Source organism: Citrobacter sp. S-77 (assembly GCF_963864895.1).
Taxonomy (GTDB): Bacteria; Pseudomonadota; Gammaproteobacteria; order Enterobacterales; family Enterobacteriaceae; genus Citrobacter; species Citrobacter murliniae.
This window is the reverse complement of record NZ_CAWLWU010000002.1, coordinates 2,771,891-2,792,205: the sequence shown is the minus strand read 5'-3', so window position 1 is coordinate 2,792,205 and position 20,315 is coordinate 2,771,891. Positions and strand designations below refer to the sequence as shown.

The following is a 20,315-nucleotide window of genomic DNA, read 5'->3' as shown; positions in this document are numbered from 1 at the left end:
TATTCTGAAACAGCCAGACCGATATAACTGTCTCTGAAGGTTGTCCGCTGTGGAAGTTTCCACTCTTCGTACAATCTAATTTCCAAAAACGAGAGCAAAATCGAAAGTCGGGTGTTTTTTACATTTCAAAGTTGAGATAAAACCCGTTAACATAGGACCGATTAACTATCGGTAGCGTTATCCCTATTCTGGAGATATTCCTTTGATCAACGTTTTTCTTGTTGATGACCACGAACTGGTGCGCGCAGGGATACGACGCATTCTTGAAGATATAAAAGGCATAAAAGTTGTCGGCGAAGCGTGCTGCGGCGAGGATGCGGTGAAATGGTGCCGTTCAAACTCCGTCGACGTTGTGCTGATGGACATGAATATGCCCGGTATTGGCGGTCTTGAAGCAACCCGCAAAATTGCACGTTCAACAGCTGACATCAAAGTGATTATGCTGACAGTCCATACCGAAAACCCGTTGCCGGCAAAAGTCATGCAGGCAGGTGCCGCGGGGTATCTCAGCAAGGGGGCCGCGCCTCAGGAAGTTGTTAGTGCGATTCGTTCGGTTTTTTCCGGGCAGCGCTATATTGCCTCCGATATCGCTCAACAGATGGCACTCAGCCAGATTGAGCCTGAGAAAACGGAGACACCGTTTGCCAGTTTGTCTGAACGCGAGTTGCAGATTATGCTGATGATCACCAAAGGCCAGAAGGTCAATGAGATCTCAGAGCAACTGAATCTCAGTCCTAAAACGGTGAACAGTTACCGCTATCGAATGTTCAGTAAATTAAACATTCACGGCGATGTAGAACTGACTCACCTGGCAATTCGCCATGGCCTGTGTAATGCGGAGACATTAACAAGCCAGTGACCGATCAGTTTGATGCAAAAGCGTTTCTGAAAACCGTGACCAGTCAGCCCGGTGTTTATCGTATGTACGATAGCGCCGGGACGGTTATCTATGTCGGTAAAGCGAAAGACCTGAAAAAGCGGCTTTCCAGCTATTTCCGCAGCAATCTCGCTTCACGTAAAACTGAAGCGCTGGTCGCGCAAATCCAGCAGATTGATGTTACGGTGACGCATACCGAGACCGAAGCATTATTGCTCGAACACAACTACATCAAGTTGTATCAGCCACGCTACAACGTGCTGCTGCGTGACGATAAATCCTATCCTTTTATTTTCCTTAGTGGTGACACTCATCCACGCCTGGCGATGCATCGTGGGGCCAAGCATGCAAAAGGTGAGTACTTTGGACCGTTCCCAAACGGTTATGCGGTACGTGAAACGCTGGCGCTATTGCAGAAAATATTCCCTATTCGCCAGTGTGAAAACAGTGTCTACCGCAACCGTTCGAGACCTTGCCTGCAATACCAGATTGGCCGCTGTCTTGGGCCGTGTGTGGCAGGTCTGGTGAGTGAAGAAGAGTATGCGCAGCAGGTTGATTACGTCCGGCTGTTCTTATCCGGCAAAGACGATCAGGTCCTGACGCAATTGATCGCCCGGATGGAAAAAGCCAGCCAGAATCTGGAGTTTGAGGAAGCTGCTCGTATTCGTGACCAAATTCAGGCCGTACGCCGTGTGACCGAGAAACAGTTCGTTTCGAATACCGGTGATGATCTGGACGTCATCGGCGTAGCATTTGACGCCGGGATGGCTTGTGTACACGTTCTGTTTATTCGCCAGGGTAAGGTACTGGGCAGTCGCAGCTATTTCCCTAAAGTTCCGGGCGGAACAGAGTTGGGCGAAGTTGTTGAAACTTTTGTTGGGCAGTTCTATTTACAGGGCAGCCAGATGCGCACCTTACCCGGTGAGATCCTGCTCGACTTTAATCTTAGCGATAAGATGCTGTTGGCGGACTCCTTATCTGAGCTGGCCGGGCGACGAATTAATGTCCAGACGAAACCGCGAGGAGATCGCGCGCGTTATCTGAAGCTGGCTCGTACCAATGCGGCAACGGCGCTAACCACAAAGCTTTCTCAGCAGTCCACCATTACTCAGCGTCTGACGGCCCTTGCATCGGTGCTGAAGTTACCTGCGGTGAAACGCATGGAGTGTTTTGACATCAGCCACACGATGGGCGAGCAGACGGTGGCCTCCTGCGTGGTTTTTGATGCTAACGGACCGCTGCGTGCGGAATATCGTCGCTATAACATCACCGGTATCACGCCGGGCGATGATTATGCGGCGATGAACCAGGTGCTGCGTCGACGCTACGGCAAGGCAATTGAAGAGAGTAAAATCCCGGATGTCATTCTGATCGACGGCGGCAAAGGTCAACTGGGGCAGGCGAAAGCCGTTTTTGCTGAGCTGGATGTACCCTGGGATAAACAACATCCGCTGTTGCTCGGGGTGGCGAAGGGTGCCGATCGCAAAGCCGGTCTGGAAACGCTGTTTTTTGAACCGGAAGGAGAGGGGTTCAGTCTGCCGCCTGACTCGCCAGCACTACACGTTATTCAGCATATTCGTGATGAGTCTCACGATCATGCCATCAGCGGACACCGTAAAAAACGCGCGAAGGTGAAAAGCACCAGTACGCTTGAAACTATTGAGGGCGTCGGACCTAAACGTCGACAGATGCTGTTAAAGTATATGGGCGGGTTGCAAGGGCTTCGTAACGCAAGTGTCGAAGAAATTGCAAAAGTGCCGGGTATTTCGCAAGGTCTGGCAGAAAAGATCTTCTACTCGTTGAAACATTAGGCCCTCTGTAGCAACATAGGGGTAATTTCACTGACAACAGATAGTTATCCGTCATATGCAATTTAATATCCCTACATTGCTCACGCTGTTTCGCGTCATTCTGATCCCTTTCTTTGTATTGGCATTTTACCTGCCATTCACCTGGGCTCCGTTTGTTTGCGCACTTATCTTCTGTATCGCGGCGGTTACCGACTGGTTTGACGGTTTTCTGGCGCGCCGCTGGAACCAAAGCACGCGTTTTGGTGCTTTCCTGGATCCGGTCGCGGATAAAGTGCTGGTGGCTATCGCGATGGTGCTGGTGACGGAGCACTATCACAGCTGGTGGGTGACATTACCCGCCGCCACGATGATAGCGCGTGAGATTATCATTTCTGCGCTGCGCGAATGGATGGCCGAACTCGGCAAGCGTAGCAGCGTGGCCGTTTCCTGGATCGGTAAAGTTAAAACCACGTCGCAGATGGCGGCACTGGCCTGGTTACTGTGGCGTCCAAACATCTGGGTTGAGTACGCCGGGATCGCACTTTTCTTTGTTGCCGCGATCCTGACATTATGGTCAATGTTCCAGTATTTGAGCGCCGCACGCGGAGATTTGCTTGATCAGTGATCGTTTCGCCGCAAATTTCAGCAAACGATCGTCAGTGGTGAAAAATATCGTTGACTCAGTGCGTCAGGTAAGTAGAATGCAACGCATCGAACGGCAGCACTGATTGCCAGACGATAGCAAAATCAAGTGATTAACAAAGTTACTTGATGATGCGGGAATAGCTCAGTTGGTAGAGCACGACCTTGCCAAGGTCGGGGTCGCGAGTTCGAGTCTCGTTTCCCGCTCCAAATTTTAAACATCGGCATTTGCGGATGTTGGCTGAAAAGCCTGAAGATTTCGGCGCGTTAGCAAAGCGGTTATGTAGCGGATTGCAAATCCGTCTAGTCCGGTTCGACTCCGGAACGCGCCTCCAATTTCTTCCCGAGCCCGGATGGTGGAATCGGTAGACACAAGGGATTTAAAATCCCTCGGCGTTCGCGCTGTGTGGGTTCAAGTCCCACTCCGGGTACCATGGGAAAGAACAGAATAATCAAAGCAATAAGCAGTGTCGTGAAACCACCTACGGGTGGTTTTTTTGTGCCTGAAATTTGATTTCCTGACATCTTTCCTAAGATGACTTTGTTACATGTGGGATTGTTGTTTTAATTTTGCACACCCAGAAATACAGACAACCGATCTACAGTTTAATTTTAACTGCGCAAATCTGAACATAACGAGAACCCCGCCTGCGCGGGGTTTTGGCTTTCCAGTGATACGGCAGGGGGGGCGCTACGGTGTATTGCACCAGTACCCCTGCCATAGCGCCAAATTGTAGGGGCGGTTTGTTTTACTGATTATCAGCAACCTGTATCACCGGGTGCGCAGGTGTCGATAATGCTTTTCAGCGTATCGCTGCTCTTTGTTACCGTACCTTTTGTGATATCAGCTCTGACATTTAGCTGTGCCTTGGGTTGCCCATCACCTCCTTCCACTTTCATCAGGTTTTCCGACGGGATAGTCAACGCAATATTCTGGCCTACCTCTGAACTGGATACGATATGAATAGGTGAGGTATATGGGAGTGTTTTTCCAAATTCATCCCCTGAAATTACTGAGCTTACTGTTATTTGATCACCTGCTGCCATGTTGTTGTAGGCAGCCACCACAACATCAACTCCATCCAAAGCCAGGTTAACACTCACAATCGACGGATTACCGGCTTCAGGTATTGATATGGTTATTGGCCCAAAGTCTGTTGGTGTAAAGGTTGTTTGCACTGAGGTGCTGTTACTACCGTTCACCGTTGCTGTCACGGTGAATTGTTCTGCTGTCAGATCAGTCAACGAGAGTGTCGCGACACCCTGGGCATTCGTAGATGTTGCGGTCGCTGAAGCATATTGTGCATTCGCAGAAGATTTACTCCATTGTACGGATGCCCCTTCTACAGGATTGCCTGCTCGGGTTACCGTGATTTGCGCGACGTTTTGTGTGCTACCGTCAGCTGGCGAATTATCTGGGCTCATTGTAATCGCCAGAATGGACGGCACCTCTGCAAATGTCGCAGTAGTATTGCCTGTTTTATCTCCAGCGCTTGCGGCCACATGAATATCCTGAGCCACCGTATCAGTGAGGTTTAACGTGGCAATTCCACTGGAATTGGTTATAACCGTCAGTGGCGAAACCGGTTTTGCGCTACCGACGCCAAGACTCCATGTCACACTGACGCCAACCATTGGCTGGCCGTTAGAGTCTGTTACCACAGCCTGAGCTACGTTCGCAGTGTTGCCGTCAGCCGGGGCATTATTGTTGTTCATACTGACAGTCACATTTGAAATAGCCTGGTTAATAAAGGCTGAGTTAACCGACTCTGTTTTTCCTCCTGCCGTAGCGCTTAATTTTACAGGGCCGACGGTTTTACTGGTGAAATTTATGGTTGCCTCACCGTCGCTGTCAGTAGCGCTTTCGCTACTGACGATAGTGGCTCCACTGTCTACCTGCCATGCAACTGCAACGCCGGAAAGAACTTTACCACTGGCATCTTTCAATACTACCTGGCCAATATTTTGATCATTACCGTCAGCCTGGCTGTTATTTTTAGTCAGGTTGAGATTTAGTGATGCCACTGACAGCGAAAATGAACTTGGCATTGTGCGGGTCAATGTTCCAGATGAAGCTGAGACGATAACCTGTTCGGCAGTTGTACTGGTCAGATTGACTGAAGCATTACCATTGGCGTCGGTCATCGATGTGGTCGTACTAAGTTTTGCACTACCAGTGACGGCCCAGGTAATAGATGCATTTGATGCAGCTTTATTATCAGATGTAATAGCGTGAAGCGTCACTGTATTAGTAGCAATACCGTCTGCTGGGCTGTTGTCTTTAACGCTCGTTAGAGTCATGTCTGTGAGAACTGCGGTGTCATCTTTTTTCTTATACTGCAGGATGATTTCATTGTTACGTTCTACAAGGTCATAGCGGCTGCCAGCGAGACTGCGGCGCAGGGCAACCTGGTCTGAGGACATCTGCGACTGCCAAGACTGACCTAAAGTGTAATGGAAGTTCAGACTGAAGCGGGTTTCATCCATAGAATCCTGACCGTGCTTATAATCAATACCAGCAGTAACCAGCGGAACTGGCGTATAGTTCAGACCGACGGTTATAGCGGAAGGGTTGCTCTGCAGGTGGTCTTTGTCGAATAGGGCAACATCATTTCCATAATATTGTTCATACATGGCCCGGGCACCCAGCAGTGGATATGTAGGGAGATAGCCTTCGGCACGGATATCATAGCCGTCAGCCGGTTTTTCATTATAGTCCTCGAAGTCACGTGAACTATGCCATTCAGTTGTACCGATATAGGTGTTAGCGGAAAGCTTCAGATAATCTGTCCAGGCTTCTGCACCAATACCGACGCGGCGGTTTTTGCCTGTGAAATCGTCATCAAAAAAGACATTTCCGCCAAACATCCATTTGTCGGTGTAGAAAGTTCGTACACCCATGCCGATATTGCCGGTCGTGCGCCCGTCGGGAGCTCGCAGACCAAGCTGGGTAAACAGCACAGCGTTTTTATTGTCATACAGAGGGGCAAGGAAATCGATGGCGCTTTCGTCCCAGTTGCCGCTGTCGTCAATGTTGAGCTGAACGCGCGCGGTACCGAACTGGCTGAGCCACTGCTGAGTCGTTGAAGAGGTATAACCGGAGGCGGCTGATTTGGCACTGTTGACTACGCCGTTTTTTCCACTGGAAGAGAGCGAACTGGCGACGGTGTTTAATGTTCCGGTATAAGGCAGCGTAGAGTCGGTTGATGTCGTGCTATGTACAGTCGAAAATGGAGAAGACGTAGCCGAAGAAAGAGGTAAGCTGTCCGCCAGAACACTGTGGGGCATGATTGGAACCAGGGGAAATAATACTTGTACAAAAATTTGTAACCATGCAAAGAAGCAAAAGTGTCTGCTTCTTTCAGTACCCGAGATTTTATGCATTATCATTTCTTCTTTAATTAGTTGAACCTGATGAGCTCAGTTCAATGTAGTTCTTGTGTATTAAATGTTGCTTCCGTATGTTCACCATATTGAAAACAAGAACGCTCCCATTGCTCATAGTCAGAGTTTGAAGGGGCTGAATCATTTTCTTTTATTTGTTGTTTCAGTATGACAAACGGAAGATCACATTTCTTGAAATTTCAAAACTCCCAAACCACAGCGCAACTCAGTCTTGTCGAGTTGATAAGAAAGTTGCATGTATTTCGGTTTTTTTTACCTGTGCTGTTTCTGCTTATAGTTTTTCAATCCATTTTTGTAGTAATTCCATATGAGGCAGGATTAAGGGTGATTTTTTTATGATTACATTTGTTAAAATGATACATGTACGTAAATAATCATCCTCGTGAATGGTTTGATTGAAAGTGATGTGGTTACTGAGGCCTGTCGCTATATACAAGACGTATATACAGATTTCAGGTTCAGTATAAATTTGTATGAGTTCGTACAAATTATATAAGATCTAATTGGAATTTGTTAATCCCATAACTAACTGTCATTAGGTTTTGTCCGCTCGCTAAGTACACTCAAACAACCTTTTTATATCAGGAGGTTATCCCAGGATTTGCTCATTGCTTTCACCATTGGTTTTTTTATGCGACTACGCACTTACCAAATGGCATATATAAAATCGTGTAAACCGAACGGCAGATACTGAGCAATAAAACAGGCCGATCGCCAGGCTGAACGGGCACAAACGGTTCTGGCGGCATTGACAGTGACGCCCGTAGCAGCGCATATTGCCGCTCCGGCATTAAGCTTAGATTGTTTTTCTATGGTTTTATGTAAACCCGATGAACTGTATGTTCCCGCAGATTTCTTCACCGGCTTTTCCTTGCCTCTGGCAAAGTTATAAAGAATCAATAATAACGCAGATAAGAGCCCCAAAATTAATGATGGCGCTGGTGGAAAATTAACAGCAGCAATAGAGCCAGCTATTGAAAAATATTCTCTGTTTACAAAACAGCAATACATGATAAGTGTCAATATCACTGATTATTAATTATAAAGATACTCCCGGCAGGGGGGGAGATCCATGTGGGAGACGAGTCGCGGGGAACTACTCGTTTTCAGACCGTAAAAATTCGCCTAATGAATGTTAACCGCTAGCGGTAACTAGTTAAAAATCCTCCCAATCATAACTCGCTTCGGCGGTTTTTTTGTGCGTGTTTTCGCGAACTGTTCATTATCATGCAGCACATGACCCGTTAATACAAAACCACCAGCAATCCCTCCTCGTTAGTGACTCGCCATGTATATCGCACTTAGCGACGAACAGGTGCGTTCAACATAAAACGTCCCCGGGCAGGATTATTCATAAATCCATCCCGTGCAGGGTTATAGTTGTGGTCCTGAAAACCGTTAATCATCACGGGATCGCCAATACCATCCTGGATAGCAAATGGTCTGTGGATCCTGTTTCTGGCTCTGAGAGTGAAACCGAAATTCTCCGTTCCACCAATAATAATGACGCTGTGTCCGGTTGCTAAAGCGGCACTTAACTCTCGCTCCAGTTCAGCCTGGTCTTGCAAAGTGCTGGCAGTGAGATGGGAGGAGGCCATCAACAGGATGGCGAGGGCAGCGCAGGAAAGCGCCCATGGCATTTTCATGATTAGTACTCATAAAAAGTATGGCTATTAAAGTATAGCTTTTGGTTGCGACGATACCCGGTGCAGGACGAACAATTTAGCTGTTATGTCCTTGTTCATGATGACGGTACAGGAAGGTCAAAGGGGGGCATTAAGCACTATAATTGAACAGGTAACAGGCGATCACCCCTGTTTGCTCACCATGCAGATGCAGGAGGTTACATCAGAGACTTACTTTCTCCGACGGTAATGTTTGCTGCATTACTTGTCCTTAGCTGCATTATGTATCCGGTGGACAAAAGTTTGGCCGTTGCATCACTGCTGTCACAACGTTCCACAACTACAGACCACATCGTTATCGCCCGGCAGCATTTTGATAAGCTCCAGTCTTATCAGGTTCTTATTCGTTCCTCTTCCGTCCAGGCCGAAAGTAAAATCATTCGATATAGCTATAAAAAGCCAGGCTTTATAAGGATGGATTTTACTCAGCCGCATCCTGGGGCCGTTCTTACCTATAACCCGGTAAGTAATAACGTGAAGCTTTGGCCGTTTGGGTTGGGAACTTTGCCAGTATTAAACCTCTCCCCAACAAATTCTTTAATAAAAGACGAGCGTGGCCATCGGGTCGATCAGTCTGACATTGGCGCATTGTTGGACAATATTCGTCACCTGCAGCGAGAGGGGAAAACGGCGATAATCGGGGAGGAGAACGTATCGGGGCGTTCGACCACGCACGTCTGCGTGACGGGGCCGGGGACGATGGTCGTTGATGGTGTTCACCGGTATGACGTTTGGTTCGATAACTACCATCGACTACCCGTGAAAGTGCTCAGTTACGATGCTGGTGGAAAGTGGCTGGAAACCGTACTTATGGATGCCATGATCATCAATATTCGTTTTCCCGTGGATTTTTTCACACCTTAAGGGCGCGGAGTTTATGGCCGAATATCAGTTGTCCACCGTCTGGCGGGTTGAAGCTTCGATTCAGGATGTATGGGATGTTTTCTCTCACCCGGATCAGTGGCCTGAATGGTGGGGAAGCCTGGAGCGAATTATTGAAATAAAGAAAGGGGATATACAGGGCATTGGCGCGTTGCACCGCTATACCTGGAAAGGGGCGCTGCCTTATCGTCTAACCTTTGATATTAACGTACTGAATATACTGCCTTGTTGTCTGCTGGAAGGGGAGGCGAGTGGTGAAGTTGAAGGGCGAGGAGTATGGTCTTTTTCCGACAACGGCAAGGAAACTATCGTCAGGTATGACTGGCATGTACGGACCACTATTCGCTGGATGAACTACCTTGCTCCACTGGCAGCGCCCGTCTTTCGCTGGAATCACGATACGGTAATGCGTGAGGGAGCAAAAGGGTTAGCCCGTAAACTAGGAACCAACGTGTACATATTTTGATGTGGCCGGTTTTTAAGGATATGGAGCCTGCCTGTTATTATGCGTTTTTCGTCTTTTTTAATGCTGCGCCTGTACTCTTGTGGTTGAAAATGGCTTAATTGTTTCTCTTTTCATTCACAGTTAACAGGTCTGTTATTGATGAATAAACTCCATCGACTCGCCTTTTTACGTCAGCGTCTGTCTGCTGTGATGATCGTGTACGGTCTCTGCCCGTTTAGCCGTCGCTCAACTCATACAACATGGACAGACAGCAATGCAACGTCGACAATTTCTTAAAAATAGTGTTCTCCTTTCTGCGGCCGGTTTAGTCGGTCCTTCCGTCGTTAGCCAGACGGTACAAGCCGCAGAGCCATTAGTTGCGCCTGTAGTACGTCGGCGCTTTGCCTTATCGCAAACCTATAAATTGAATCCGCCACAAGGGTCAAGCGGTGTGGTGAAACTGTGGATCCCGTTGCCGGTAGATACAGCATTTCAGCAGATGACAGACCTTGTTTTTAGCGGCAACTATAAGCAGGCATATGTCACTACCAATAATGCTTATGGCGCGAAAACGTTGTTTGCCAGTTGGCCCAATTCACAAGGAGAGTTGTTAATTAAGGTTGATATTGACATTGAAACCGCCGATTGGGAGCCGCTGAAGCAGGATGCGCTAAAAACCTGGCATGCGCCGGAGCAGATCGTTTATCCGTTGGATGTGAAACCCTATTTATTGCCGACTGCGCATACTCCCGTTGACGGGCTTGTGCAGGAAACAGCGCGTAAAATCACCGGCAACGAGCAGGACCCATTGAAAAAAGCACGCCTGATCTATGAGTGGGTCAGTAGCCATATGGAGCGTGATAATGACGTTATCGGCTGCGGAACGGGTGATGTGGCGGAGATTCTGAAGAGTGGCAAACTCAAAGGGAAATGCACCGATATGAGTTCCGTTTTCGTCGCTCTGGCACGTGCCAGCGGCATTCCGGCGCGTGAATTATTCGGGATTCGTCTGGGGAAAGCCAATAAGCTTGAACGCTACTCGAAAAGCGCCTTTGGTAAAGCCGACGGTGCCGGGGTAGCTGATGTGAGTGGAGGTCAGCACTGTCGCGCAGAGTTTTATCTGGCTGGCTACGGCTGGTTGCCTTGCGACCCGGCGGACGTGACGAAAATGCGTCTGGCCGAGAAAAAAACGCATCAGGATGCTGATGTGCAGGCCGTTAACACCTACCTGTTCGGTAACTGGGAAATGAACTGGGTAGGGTTCAACTACGGACGTGATTTTGAACTGTATCCGGCCACAGAACAGGGGGCGATGAACAATTTTGGTTACCCCTATGCGGAAGTAGACGGCGATCCGATCAACTTCTATGACCCTAAAGCGTTCTCCTACAGCTATGTCGCAACAGAACAACGCTAAAGGCGCTGGCCTCACTCTGCTGACGGCCGCTGTGGCTGCCGTCACCGCAGGATTATGCTGCGTGGGGCCACTGTTATATCTGCTGTTTGGCATTTCGGCGGCAAGTTTTACGGTATTCGCTCGTTTCGAGTTTTTGCGTCTCCCCTTGATTCTGCTGACGCTTGGGCTGCTGTTGCGCCTCTTTTGGCGGCTCTATTTTTCCAAAAGGTTGTGGTGTACCGGCTGGCTGACCCTGAAACAGATGCGTATTCTCTACTGGTGTACGCTGATAGTGATTTTACCGGTGTTATTTTATCCAACGCTGGTTGCCTGGTTTTATGAGGTATTTGAATGAAAATAGTCACTCTGATCGCTTGCTTATTGCTGCCGTTGTGGGCTCAGGCAGCTCATCAAAAAGTGGTGCTGGATATACAAAATATGACCTGCTCGCTGTGTGTCATTTCTGTTAATCAGGCGCTACGTGAAACTGACGGCGTGATCAAGGCTAAATCGTCGCTGAAGACGCGCCAGGCTGAAGTGATCGTGCCTGAAGATTTCTCTACTGATACGCTACTCAAGGCGGTAGCAAAAACAGGATATACGGCCACGCTCAACCATATTGAACAACAATAAACCACCTGCGGGTGGTTTTCTGGTTATCAGAAGATGATACCAGGTTTTTTGTGACCTCTTTTGTGCGTTAACTACCGGAATTACCCTCGTTTCCTGTTAACCTGAACAGGCGGTGTCAGTGAACCGCTCATGCCCATTTGTATCTGTTATCCCACCAGCCATGTAAGATAATCACAGGCAAGAATTTTTACTAAGGAAAAGCGTTATGAAAACGGGACCACTAAACGAAAGCGAACTGGAATGGCTGGATGATGTACTGACTAAGTACAATACGGACAAGGCAATTCTGGATGTGTCAGAGCTGGATGGCTTATTGACGGCGGTGCTCAGTTCACCTTATGAAATTGAGCCGGAGCAATGGCTGGTCGCTATATGGGGAGGCGCGCAGTATGTCCCTCGCTGGTCCTCCGAGAAAGAAATGACGCGTTTCATGAACCTGACGTTTCAGCATATGGCTGATACAGCCGATCGCCTTGACGAATTTCCTGAGCAGTTTGAACCGCTGTTTGGCCTGCGCGAAATTGAAGAGCATGAGCTGACTATTGTTGAAGAGTGGTGCTTTGGCTATATGCGAGGTGTCGCGCTGTCTGACTGGTCTTCATTACCGGATTCGTTAAAGCCGGCGCTTGAAGCAATTGCGTTGCACGGTACGGAAGAGAACTTCGAGGTCGTTGAGAAACTGACTCCTGAAGCATTTGACGAGAGCGTGGATGCGATCCGCCTGGCGGCTCTGGATCTGCATGCCTACTGGATGGCGCATCCACAGGAAGCGCCGGTGAAGGTTCCGTTAAAAACGGATGCCAAAATTGGGCGTAACGATCCGTGCCCATGTGGTAGTGGTAAAAAGTATAAGCAGTGCTGTCTGCATTAAGAAAAAGGGGCGTTTAGCCCCTTCGTCTTACTAACAACTTTAATGCGACTCTAAAGCTATTGTTTTAACCGACTTCAGGTAGCAGTCCTGCTGCGATAGAAAATTGCACGCCTATCACGATGATCCCGCAAATGAAAACCAGCGCCAGTGCTGGTGTACCACCCGCTACGCGCCAGGTTGTCTGTGGATTGTGTTTTCTGCTTTGCCAGACCAGCATTGACGGGATGAGCAGAGCCAGCACCGCCAGGGCAACGCCTGCATAGCCTAATGCCATCACAAAACCACGCGGATAGAAGAGAGCGAACGCCAGCGGCGGCAGGAACGTCACCACACCGGTTTGTATTCTGCCTGTTACGGTATTACGGCGCTGGAAGAGATCGGCCAGATAGTCGAATAATCCTAGTGCGACGCCAAGGAAGGATGTTGCCAGCGCGAGGTCGGCAAACAGATGCACCGCCAGCTCTACGTGTGGCGAGGCAACTACTTCACGTAACGCCTGTAACAAACCGTTTAAGCCAGCATGGTTGGCGAGCAGCCCCATAAACGTCGATGAATTGATACTGCCGAGTGTAGCGAGTTGCCAGAAAATATAGGCGACCAGTGGAATAGCGCTACCTGTGATAAACACCCAGCGCAGTTTACGGATATTACCGTTCATATAGCTGACGATGCTGGGAACGCTGCCATGAAAACCGAACGAGGTGAAAATCACCGGAATTGCGGAGAGTGCGAGGCCTTGTTGTAGCGGCAGAGTGAGAAGATTCACTTTATGGATATGCGGCATCAGCAGGGCGAGCATGACGACAAGGAAGATAATCTTGGCGCTGAATAACAGGCGATTGAACAGATCGACCAGTGACGTCCCGACACATACCACACCCCCGGCAACAAAGGTGAACAGCAGTACACCCGCCGTAGGGGATATGCTGGCACCGGTCCAGTCGCTGATGCTTGACGCCAGTAATTCACCTGCGCCACTGATGTATGCAGCCGTTAGCGCGTACATTAAAAACATCATGCTAAAGCCTGTCACCCACTGCCCGTAGCGACCAAGATAGCGTTTAGCCAGCGTGCCAAGTCCGGTGTCCGCTGGTACATGCTGATACACTTCAAGCAGCAACAGCGCGGTGTAACACATGAGTGCCCATAGCCCAACCAACAACGCCAGCGTGACGCTAAACCCCACGCCCGCCGCAGCCAACGGCATCGCCAACATACCGGCGCCAATCGTGGTTCCCGCCACGATAAAAATACTACCCAGAGTTCTATTCTTCACGCTTTCCTCTGTCCCAGAGATAATCAACGGTTATATCTGCGGCGCAGGTTAAGGCATAACGATATTTTCGTCAAATCACCGTTACAATCTGTGTACAGATTAATTTACGAATATTTGGCGGTGAAGATGTATTACAGATGATATTTTTTGTGTCCTGCCAGCATAAACCTGCGTTAGCGCAAAGCAGTGCAATATGGTTCACATTAGGCTACGGGGTTTATTAAGGAGGGAGTATGGATTCTATTCACGGTCACGAAGTGCTCAACATGATGATTGAGTCTGGCGAGCAGTATTCAAATGCCAGTCTTGAAGCGGCGATTACGGCCCGTTTTGGTGAGCAGGCGCGTTTTCATACCTGTTCTGCTGAAGGCATGACGGCGGCTGAGCTGGTGGCGTTTTTGGCGGCGAAGGGGAAATTCATTGCCAGCGATGACGGTTTTTCTACTCATGAAAGCAAGATCTGCCGCCATTAAGATCCTCGAATAACGGTGGCGGTCAGCCACCGTAATCCAACAGAATTAATTCTGTGTATCAAGCGTAGCCAGTTCTTTATCGATGAAATAAAGACCTTCACCGCTTTTTCCTGCCAGTGATAACTTATCAATAACAGATTTAAATAATTTCTCTTCTTCATGCTGCTCGGCAACATACCACTGCAGGAAATTAAATGTTGGATAATCCTGGTGAGTCATTGCCGCATGAGCCAGCTCATTAATTTTTTGCGTGATCAACTGCTCATGTTCATAGGTGACACGGAACAGTTCATCCAGAGAAGCATATTCAGCAAACGGTGACGGCACAGTATTAATGCACGGCAAGCTGCCGGTATCTGTCAGGTAATCGAACAGACGCTGCATGTGCGTCATCTCTTCCTGGGCGTGGCGACGCAGAAACGCAGCGGCACCTTCGAAGCTGTGGTAGCTGCACCACGCGCTCATCTGTTGATAGAGCAGAGATGAATAAAGTTCAAGATTCATTTGCTCATTCAGTTTGTCGATCATTTCTGTTTTCAGCATGGTTCTGCTCCACGAACATTAATTATATATTTACGTGGCGCCACTATAATTTGTTATTTAATTATTTGCAAAAGGTAAAATAATAAATTTATTTATTAAAAATGAGAATGGGAATAAAACGCATTAATACTATTAAAAGAGCGATATATTCTAAATAATTTGAGTTGCAGGACAAAATGCAGCAGGTATTTTGAACAGCGCTTGCGCAGGCCCCAAAGGGGCGAGGCCGTAGGCCGAGTCACCCGGCAAGGGAGGAAATCCCCAGGAGCATAAATAACTATGTGACTGGGGTTTCTGAGTGTAGTCAACGCACCTGCAGTTTGAAGTATGACGGGTATATAAGTAATAAAAGACCAGCAAAACAATGCAGGTCAGAAAGGTTAATAGCCGAAAGGTTGTGTCTGCGACACGGCCACACCATGACACTGCCAGGCAAGCGTAATCCTGGTATTCATACACAGGGAACCTGCGTAAACGCTACAAGTTGCCACTGGCTGACCAAATGCTACAGCGCTGGCGTATCCCATCCGCTGACACTCTTTTGTTGCCGTACTCTGGGCAATATAGTTGTCTGTGCGCGCTGTTTGTAGCATTGCCTGGTTGTAAGTAAGACGAACCACGCCAGTGATGGGGCTGGCTTCGCTGACCTGCGCCTGTTTTGTGATAGTGCATCCCGTTAGCACGAGCGGCAAGAGTGCAAGAATAAGAGGCTTCATGATATCGCTCTGAAAATTCGGTGATACGTTATCCTGACTGATACAGCGACGAGTCAATGGGTTGAATAACGTGAAGATCACCTGCGATTAATCACAACGACGCTTTTGTTGTAAGGAATTCTGCCGTTTAACGGGGGAAATGTGAGCATCTCATTATTTCTTAAAACTAAATTTCATTAAATTTGAAAGTGCGTTTGAGAGATAGTAATGTGATCTGAATGTTATGACTCACAGCGGAATTCCCGCGACGCATTCAGGAGAATACAGAATGAAAATTGCATTGATGATGGAAAACAGCCAGGCAAGCAAAAACGCGATCATTCATAACGAGCTTAAGGCTGTCGCGGATGAGAAAGGATTTCCTGTCTTCAACGTTGGAATGAGTGACGAAAACGACCATCATTTGACCTATATTCACCTCGGTATTATGGCCAGCATTCTGCTCAATTCCAAAGCGGTCGATTTTGTGGTGACAGGCTGTGGCACTGGACAAGGTGCCATGATGTCGCTGAATATCCATCCTGGTGTGGTGTGTGGCTATTGTCTCGATCCGGCAGATGCTTTCCTGTTTGCGCAGATCAATAATGGTAATGCGCTCTCCCTGGCGTTCGCCAAAGGCTTTGGCTGGGGCGCTGAGCTGAACGTGCGCTACATGTTTGAAAAAGCATTTACAGGTCGTAATGGCGAAGGTTACCCGCCGGAGCGCAAAGAACCGCAGGTGCGTAACGCAGGTATTTTGAATCAGGTGAAAGCGGCAGTGGTAAAAGAAAACTATCTTGATACCCTGCGCGCTATCGATCCTGAACTGGTGAAAACCGCCGTGTCGGGCCCGCGTTTCCAACAGTGTTTCTTTGAAAATTGCCAGGACAAAGCGATCGAAGCGTTTGTCCGTAAGATCATTGGCTAAATCCTGTTGCCCGGTGGTAGCGGTCTGCCGGGCTTAACGATTTTTGTTTGATACCGCGCTTCCTGCATCGCGGGTCAGACGCAATGTATCAACCATACCAATCAGGCAAATGATGGCGATAGCCACAAATGCCAGACGAAAACTGATCCCCGGAATATTGTCCAGCGCCAACCATTCACTGATTTTATCGCCAATTCGGATCCCGATAGCCGCCAGTGATATCCCCAACCCTACCGCTAATTGTGTTGCCGTACTGAACAACGTATTGGCATAGCTCATCTGTGGTGCAGGGACATCCGCGAAGGCAAGCGTGCTGACGCCGGTAAACTGTATCGAGCGGAAAACGCCGCCCAGATATAGCACCAGTAAAATCACCCATACCGGAGTTTGTGGAGTAATCAGTGCGCAGGCCAGCAGCGCCAGAACATTCAGAACTCCGTTAATCAACAGCAGTTTCTTAAAGCCCAGCCAGCGTATCAATGGTGTGGTGGCTGGTTTAATCGTCAGGTTTCCCACAAACACTGCCAGCACCAGGGATCCGGCATGAAAGGCGTTCATGCCAAAGCCGACCTGAAACATTAACGGCAGCAGAAAAGGTACGGCGCTGATAGATGCACGAAACAGTGAGCCGCCGTACATTGTGACGCGGAATGTTGGTACCTGCATAGCCTCCAGACGAATCATCGGCCAGGCGGCATGATGAAAGTGGCGCAGAGCGAATATGAAGGTGGCAATCCCGAGAGTGAGCAGCCCGGCTGTGAGCCAGCCCTGAGGCTGTTGTGAACCCAGTAACTCCATGGCGTACACCAGACTGACCATAGCGACAGACATTGCCATAAAACCGGGGAAGTCAAACGGACGGCGCTCGTCGTCATGAATATCCGGAATAATACGTAACGCAAGAGCTATCGCCAGCAGTCCCAACGGTACATTGATAAAAAAGATCCAGCGCCAGTTGGCATAGCTGGTGATAAACCCGCCGAGCGGCGGGCCGATGATCGGGGCAACCAGTGCAGGCCAGGTCAGAGTGGCAATGGCGGTGATTAATTGATGCTTTGGCGTTGTACGCAGGACGGCGAGACGACCGACCGGAACCATCAGTGCGCCGCCCACACCCTGTAATATACGCATCGCCACAAAGCCTTCGAGGCTGGTGGATAATCCGCAAAAGACGGATGCGAGGGTAAATATTGCCAGCGCCAGGGTAAATACCTTACGTGCGCCAAAACGATCGGCTATCCAGCCGCTGGCGGGGATCAGGACCGCCAGAGTAATCAAATAGGCACTGATGCCGATGTTCAGGTCAACCGCCTGCACACCAAAGCTTTTTGCCATATCGGGCAGGGCGGTGGCAATGACCGTGCCATCGATAAATTCCATAAAGAAGGCCCCGGCAACGAGCAGTGCTGCCGGCGAAAGGCCACGTAATTTCTCAACCGCTAAATGTTCACTCATGTCGTGCTTGCCATCTCAAAGAAATTGACTGTTTTTTTTATTTTCAGCGCAACTACACTGCTTGCGCCGCTATCGTTTCGACAGCTGAATGGGTACTATGACGACCTTTCTATAAGGAGCTCACTATGTCCCAAACACTGAATGCCGATCAGGAACTGCTCTCGGATGTTGTTGCCTGCCAACTGGTTATCAAGCAAATTCTGGATATCATTGATGTCATTGCCCCGGTTGAAGTCCGGGAGAAAATGTCCAGCCAGCTTAAAAACATCGATTTTTCCAGTCACCCGGCGGGTGCCGATCCAGTGACTATGCGTGCAATTCAAAAAGCGGTTGCATTGATCGAACTGAAATTCACTCCGCAGAATGAGTCTCACTAAAATAAACCGTTGTTTCAGGTTTTAGAAAGGTTTTTTTGCGCCTCCCGGAACGGGAGGCGTGAACGTATAGATGACCGAGTGTAAGCCGGGTAAGGTGAATCGCATCACCATCCGGCATGAAAGCAGAGTGAATCAAAGATTAGTGCTGCTGGTAGTTAACGACATTTAGCAGGTGCTTATCCATTTGCGCCATACACAGGCCTGCCTGTTTGGCGCTACGAACTTCATCGAGAATCGTTTGTAACAGCATGCCATCCTGTTGCTGCTCTTTTTCCAGATCGTTCAGAAAATCAATGGTAGGGGCATCGTTCAATGCTTCAGCTTCGATCGCTAAGCGCGACAGCGTGCTGGAGCGCTGCTGATATTCATCAAGCGTTTTTTGAAACAACTCTTCAAGGGATGTCAGCTCATCTCCGGGAACATCGATGGCTTTCACGATAGGATTAGCGCCTGCTTTTTTCATAAAATTAAACACCCGCATCATTTGCGTCACGTTCGCCTGCGCCTGAGTACGCAGAAACGTTGCGGTGCCTGTCAGGCTATGCTCATAGCACCACTCACTAAAGTGAAGGTAGAGATTCGATGCGTAAAACTCAAGATTCATTTGCGCGTTGAGTTTGTGAACAATTCCAACTGCAGCCATATCAATATCCTTATTTCCAGAAAGAAAGCTGTACGTTACTAACGGCAGTACAACGGGCTGTCGCTGCACTTCACATCAACGTACAAGTCATACTGTTAGCAGAATAATTCCGTTCCGCCGGTCCTTTAGGTGACCAAAGAGTGATCTCTTTACCGATCACAAATAATCATAACGCCAGCCTGGTCATAAGAAAATCCTTAAAACTACATATTTATATTTTTTTACATATCGTCATAAAAATATTTGTGCATCTGTCGCCGCAGCATAGTGGGGTGTGGTTAACTAATTGATGTATCAGTAATTAATTGCGAATAAAAATAATGAAATGCTATTTCATGTCACAAAAATAAATTCTACAACAAGATAATCTGGTTCTACAGGCGATTTTCAATCATTACGCTAATGGAATTTTTCTGTTCTCAGCGACGCTGATGGAAATTATCTGGTGGTTAATTTTATGCGTTAGATCAGTTTTAACGAATTTAATTACTCTGACGGCATAAATAATTCGGTATTTGTTGTGGTGTTTATGTGGGTTAAACGAGGAGTTGTATATGAAGAAGGTTGCGGTGCTGCTGGCTCCCGGTTTTGAAGAGGCTGAAGCCATTGTTACCATCGATATTTTGCGTCGTCTTAATATTGATGTTGAGACCCTGGCCTGCGCCGAGTCTCGAGCGGTAGTGAGCTATCACGATATCCCGATGGTGACCGACAGTACTTTGATGGCCCGACTGGAGACCGTTTATGACGCAGTTGTGCTGCCAGGCGGTCCACAGGGAAGCGTTAACCTTGCTGCCAGTGATGCGGTAGTTCAGTTTGTTGCTCGTCATGATGAAGCCGGGAAACTTATCTGCCCGGTTTGTTCTGCCGCAGCCCGGGTGCTGGGCGGTAACGGTTTGTTGAAAGGACGCCGCTATGTGTGCTCTGGTGAACTGTGGGCAAATGTTACTGACGGGGAATATGTTGATGCGCCCGTCGTGGAAGATGGGAATCTTCTCAGTGGTAAAGGTTTAGGGCATATTTTTGATTTTGCTTTCACGCTCTCAGCTCGTCTGTTAGATGATGACGCTTCTGTTCGCGATCACGCCGAACACATTTATTACGCATGGTAATCTCTGGATCCCCGAATGCTTCGGTATTCGGGAACAAGGATTCGCTGGCTGATGTTATGGATTAATCTGCTACTCCTTATTATTCCCTTCAGAAATGCAGCGCTTTTTTATGTCATTTCCCACTGAATTTATGTACGCAATTACTGTAATTCTGTGGTGTGATGCCGCTCTCTTATGGAGAATCAAT

The 20,315-nt window shown here is 48.4% G+C and carries 21 protein-coding genes and 3 tRNA genes; 16 read left to right on the top strand and 8 right to left on the bottom strand.

Annotation, left to right across the window (positions count from 1 at the left end):
* Positions 1 to 202: 202 nt before the first annotated feature.
* The 6 genes from uvrY to AACS05_RS13875 all read left to right on the top strand — a co-directional run bounded on the left by uvrY (position 203) and on the right by AACS05_RS13875 (position 3,743).
* Positions 203 to 859 carry a UvrY/SirA/GacA family response regulator transcription factor gene (gene uvrY, locus AACS05_RS13900; protein ID WP_003834023.1) on the top strand — a complete coding sequence of 219 codons (657 nt, stop codon included), beginning with the start codon at positions 203 to 205 and terminating at the stop codon, positions 857 to 859.
* Positions 856 to 2,688, top strand: a complete 1,833-nt coding sequence (gene uvrC, locus AACS05_RS13895; RefSeq protein WP_045444271.1) for an excinuclease ABC subunit UvrC — start codon at positions 856 to 858, stop codon at positions 2,686 to 2,688. The genes uvrY and uvrC overlap by 4 nt, the downstream gene beginning before the upstream one ends.
* A 55-nt stretch (positions 2,689 to 2,743) precedes the next feature.
* Positions 2,744 to 3,292 (top strand): CDP-diacylglycerol--glycerol-3-phosphate 3-phosphatidyltransferase, encoded by a 549-nt coding sequence (gene pgsA, locus AACS05_RS13890; RefSeq protein ID WP_003030490.1) that lies wholly within the window; start codon positions 2,744 to 2,746, stop codon positions 3,290 to 3,292.
* A 151-nt stretch (positions 3,293 to 3,443) separates the two neighbouring features.
* A tRNA-Gly gene (locus tag AACS05_RS13885) sits at positions 3,444 to 3,519 on the top strand.
* Positions 3,520 to 3,570: 51 nt separating this feature from the next.
* Positions 3,571 to 3,644 (top strand) — tRNA-Cys (locus AACS05_RS13880).
* 12 nt (positions 3,645 to 3,656) lie between these two features.
* Positions 3,657 to 3,743 (top strand) — tRNA-Leu (locus AACS05_RS13875).
* A gap of 325 nt (positions 3,744 to 4,068) precedes the next feature.
* Here the strand turns inward: AACS05_RS13875 and AACS05_RS13870 are convergent.
* The 3 genes from AACS05_RS13870 to AACS05_RS13860 all read right to left on the bottom strand — a co-directional run bounded on the left by AACS05_RS13870 (position 4,069) and on the right by AACS05_RS13860 (position 8,360).
* Positions 4,069 to 6,693 carry an inverse autotransporter beta domain-containing protein gene (locus tag AACS05_RS13870; protein WP_081918211.1) on the bottom strand — a complete coding sequence of 875 codons (2,625 nt, stop codon included), beginning with the start codon at positions 6,691 to 6,693 and terminating at the stop codon, positions 4,069 to 4,071.
* A 666-nt stretch (positions 6,694 to 7,359) separates the two neighbouring features.
* Positions 7,360 to 7,737 carry a hypothetical protein gene (locus tag AACS05_RS13865; RefSeq protein ID WP_136345467.1) on the bottom strand — a complete coding sequence of 126 codons (378 nt, stop codon included), beginning with the start codon at positions 7,735 to 7,737 and terminating at the stop codon, positions 7,360 to 7,362.
* A gap of 278 nt (positions 7,738 to 8,015) precedes the next feature.
* On the bottom strand, positions 8,016 to 8,360 hold the full coding sequence (locus AACS05_RS13860; protein WP_045444268.1) for a hypothetical protein: 345 nt from the start codon (positions 8,358 to 8,360) through the stop codon (positions 8,016 to 8,018).
* 453 nt (positions 8,361 to 8,813) lie between these two features.
* Here AACS05_RS13860 and AACS05_RS13855 point away from each other — a divergent pair, with 453 nt between their 5' ends.
* The 6 genes from AACS05_RS13855 to AACS05_RS13830 all read left to right on the top strand — a co-directional run bounded on the left by AACS05_RS13855 (position 8,814) and on the right by AACS05_RS13830 (position 12,626).
* On the top strand, positions 8,814 to 9,263 hold the full coding sequence (locus tag AACS05_RS13855; RefSeq protein ID WP_231593075.1) for a DUF1571 domain-containing protein: 450 nt from the start codon (positions 8,814 to 8,816) through the stop codon (positions 9,261 to 9,263).
* A 13-nt stretch (positions 9,264 to 9,276) separates the two neighbouring features.
* Positions 9,277 to 9,747: an SRPBCC family protein gene (locus AACS05_RS13850; protein ID WP_045444264.1), complete on the top strand. Its 471-nt coding sequence runs from the start codon at positions 9,277 to 9,279 to the stop codon at positions 9,745 to 9,747.
* A gap of 253 nt (positions 9,748 to 10,000) precedes the next feature.
* A complete protein-coding gene (locus AACS05_RS13845) occupies positions 10,001 to 11,143 on the top strand; it encodes a transglutaminase-like domain-containing protein (protein WP_045444262.1) in 1,143 nt (380 codons plus the stop codon).
* A complete protein-coding gene (locus tag AACS05_RS13840) occupies positions 11,121 to 11,477 on the top strand; it encodes a mercuric transporter MerT family protein (protein WP_045444259.1) in 357 nt (118 codons plus the stop codon). Before AACS05_RS13845 ends, AACS05_RS13840 begins: the two co-directional genes overlap by 23 nt.
* Positions 11,474 to 11,755, top strand: coding sequence for a heavy-metal-associated domain-containing protein (locus AACS05_RS13835; RefSeq protein WP_045444251.1), 282 nt, complete (start codon positions 11,474 to 11,476; stop codon positions 11,753 to 11,755). The genes AACS05_RS13840 and AACS05_RS13835 overlap by 4 nt, the downstream gene beginning before the upstream one ends.
* A 205-nt stretch (positions 11,756 to 11,960) precedes the next feature.
* The gene (locus AACS05_RS13830; RefSeq protein ID WP_045444248.1) at positions 11,961 to 12,626 is read left to right on the top strand and encodes a YecA/YgfB family protein; all 666 of its coding nucleotides are present in this window, start codon (positions 11,961 to 11,963) and stop codon (positions 12,624 to 12,626) included.
* 64 nt (positions 12,627 to 12,690) lie between these two features.
* On the opposite strand, the gene tyrP is transcribed toward AACS05_RS13830, so the two are convergent.
* The gene (gene tyrP, locus AACS05_RS13825) at positions 12,691 to 13,902 is read right to left on the bottom strand and encodes a tyrosine transporter TyrP (RefSeq protein ID WP_045444245.1); all 1,212 of its coding nucleotides are present in this window, start codon (positions 13,900 to 13,902) and stop codon (positions 12,691 to 12,693) included.
* A gap of 233 nt (positions 13,903 to 14,135) precedes the next feature.
* Between tyrP and AACS05_RS13820 the strand changes: the two genes are divergently transcribed.
* A complete protein-coding gene (locus AACS05_RS13820; protein ID WP_045444242.1) occupies positions 14,136 to 14,375 on the top strand; it encodes a YecH family metal-binding protein in 240 nt (79 codons plus the stop codon).
* Positions 14,376 to 14,420: 45 nt separating this feature from the next.
* Here the strand turns inward: AACS05_RS13820 and ftnA are convergent, their stop codons facing one another.
* Positions 14,421 to 14,918, bottom strand: coding sequence for a non-heme ferritin (ftnA, locus tag AACS05_RS13815; protein ID WP_045444240.1), 498 nt, complete (start codon positions 14,916 to 14,918; stop codon positions 14,421 to 14,423).
* A 380-nt stretch (positions 14,919 to 15,298) separates the two neighbouring features.
* The gene (yecR, locus tag AACS05_RS13810; RefSeq protein ID WP_045444238.1) at positions 15,299 to 15,634 is read right to left on the bottom strand and encodes a YecR family lipoprotein; all 336 of its coding nucleotides are present in this window, start codon (positions 15,632 to 15,634) and stop codon (positions 15,299 to 15,301) included.
* Positions 15,635 to 15,902: 268 nt separating this feature from the next.
* Between yecR and AACS05_RS13805 the strand changes: the two genes are divergently transcribed.
* On the top strand, positions 15,903 to 16,541 hold the full coding sequence (locus AACS05_RS13805) for an RpiB/LacA/LacB family sugar-phosphate isomerase (protein ID WP_045444237.1): 639 nt from the start codon (positions 15,903 to 15,905) through the stop codon (positions 16,539 to 16,541).
* Positions 16,542 to 16,574: 33 nt separating this feature from the next.
* Here AACS05_RS13805 and AACS05_RS13800 read toward each other — a convergent pair whose 3' ends face one another.
* Positions 16,575 to 17,996 carry an MFS transporter gene (locus tag AACS05_RS13800; RefSeq protein ID WP_045444234.1) on the bottom strand — a complete coding sequence of 474 codons (1,422 nt, stop codon included), beginning with the start codon at positions 17,994 to 17,996 and terminating at the stop codon, positions 16,575 to 16,577.
* A gap of 125 nt (positions 17,997 to 18,121) precedes the next feature.
* Here AACS05_RS13800 and AACS05_RS13795 point away from each other — a divergent pair, with 125 nt between their 5' ends.
* Positions 18,122 to 18,373 (top strand): DUF2766 family protein, encoded by a 252-nt coding sequence (locus AACS05_RS13795; RefSeq protein ID WP_045444231.1) that lies wholly within the window; start codon positions 18,122 to 18,124, stop codon positions 18,371 to 18,373.
* Positions 18,374 to 18,512: 139 nt separating this feature from the next.
* On the opposite strand, the gene AACS05_RS13790 is transcribed toward AACS05_RS13795, so the two are convergent.
* The gene (locus AACS05_RS13790; RefSeq protein WP_045444228.1) at positions 18,513 to 19,016 is read right to left on the bottom strand and encodes a non-heme ferritin-like protein; all 504 of its coding nucleotides are present in this window, start codon (positions 19,014 to 19,016) and stop codon (positions 18,513 to 18,515) included.
* A gap of 554 nt (positions 19,017 to 19,570) precedes the next feature.
* On the opposite strand from AACS05_RS13790, the gene AACS05_RS13785 reads away from it, so the two are divergent.
* Complete coding sequence (locus tag AACS05_RS13785) at positions 19,571 to 20,128, top strand: DJ-1/PfpI family protein (RefSeq protein ID WP_045444225.1); 558 nt, start codon at positions 19,571 to 19,573, stop codon at positions 20,126 to 20,128.
* Positions 20,129 to 20,315: the final 187 nt, after the last annotated feature.

Excerpts from the sequence above, each read along its gene's own strand:
- pgsA (WP_003030490.1), top strand. The coding sequence starts at position 2,744 with ATGCAATTTAATATCCCTACATTGCTCACGCTGTTTCGCGTCATTCTG.
- AACS05_RS13870 (WP_081918211.1), bottom strand. The coding sequence starts at position 6,693 with ATGCATAAAATCTCGGGTACTGAAAGAAGCAGACACTTTTGCTTCTTT.
- AACS05_RS13860 (WP_045444268.1), bottom strand. The coding sequence starts at position 8,360 with ATGAAAATGCCATGGGCGCTTTCCTGCGCTGCCCTCGCCATCCTGTTG.
- AACS05_RS13855 (WP_231593075.1), top strand. The coding sequence starts at position 8,814 with ATGGATTTTACTCAGCCGCATCCTGGGGCCGTTCTTACCTATAACCCG.
- AACS05_RS13850 (WP_045444264.1), top strand. The coding sequence starts at position 9,277 with ATGGCCGAATATCAGTTGTCCACCGTCTGGCGGGTTGAAGCTTCGATT.
- AACS05_RS13845 (WP_045444262.1), top strand. The coding sequence starts at position 10,001 with ATGCAACGTCGACAATTTCTTAAAAATAGTGTTCTCCTTTCTGCGGCC.
- AACS05_RS13840 (WP_045444259.1), top strand. The coding sequence starts at position 11,121 with ATGTCGCAACAGAACAACGCTAAAGGCGCTGGCCTCACTCTGCTGACG.
- AACS05_RS13835 (WP_045444251.1), top strand. The coding sequence starts at position 11,474 with ATGAAAATAGTCACTCTGATCGCTTGCTTATTGCTGCCGTTGTGGGCT.
- AACS05_RS13830 (WP_045444248.1), top strand. The coding sequence starts at position 11,961 with ATGAAAACGGGACCACTAAACGAAAGCGAACTGGAATGGCTGGATGAT.
- AACS05_RS13820 (WP_045444242.1), top strand. The coding sequence starts at position 14,136 with ATGGATTCTATTCACGGTCACGAAGTGCTCAACATGATGATTGAGTCT.
- ftnA (WP_045444240.1), bottom strand. The coding sequence starts at position 14,918 with ATGCTGAAAACAGAAATGATCGACAAACTGAATGAGCAAATGAATCTT.
- yecR (WP_045444238.1), bottom strand. The coding sequence starts at position 15,634 with ATGAAGCCTCTTATTCTTGCACTCTTGCCGCTCGTGCTAACGGGATGC.
- AACS05_RS13805 (WP_045444237.1), top strand. The coding sequence starts at position 15,903 with ATGAAAATTGCATTGATGATGGAAAACAGCCAGGCAAGCAAAAACGCG.
- AACS05_RS13800 (WP_045444234.1), bottom strand. The coding sequence starts at position 17,996 with ATGAGTGAACATTTAGCGGTTGAGAAATTACGTGGCCTTTCGCCGGCA.
- AACS05_RS13795 (WP_045444231.1), top strand. The coding sequence starts at position 18,122 with ATGTCCCAAACACTGAATGCCGATCAGGAACTGCTCTCGGATGTTGTT.
- AACS05_RS13790 (WP_045444228.1), bottom strand. The coding sequence starts at position 19,016 with ATGGCTGCAGTTGGAATTGTTCACAAACTCAACGCGCAAATGAATCTT.
- AACS05_RS13785 (WP_045444225.1), top strand. The coding sequence starts at position 19,571 with ATGAAGAAGGTTGCGGTGCTGCTGGCTCCCGGTTTTGAAGAGGCTGAA.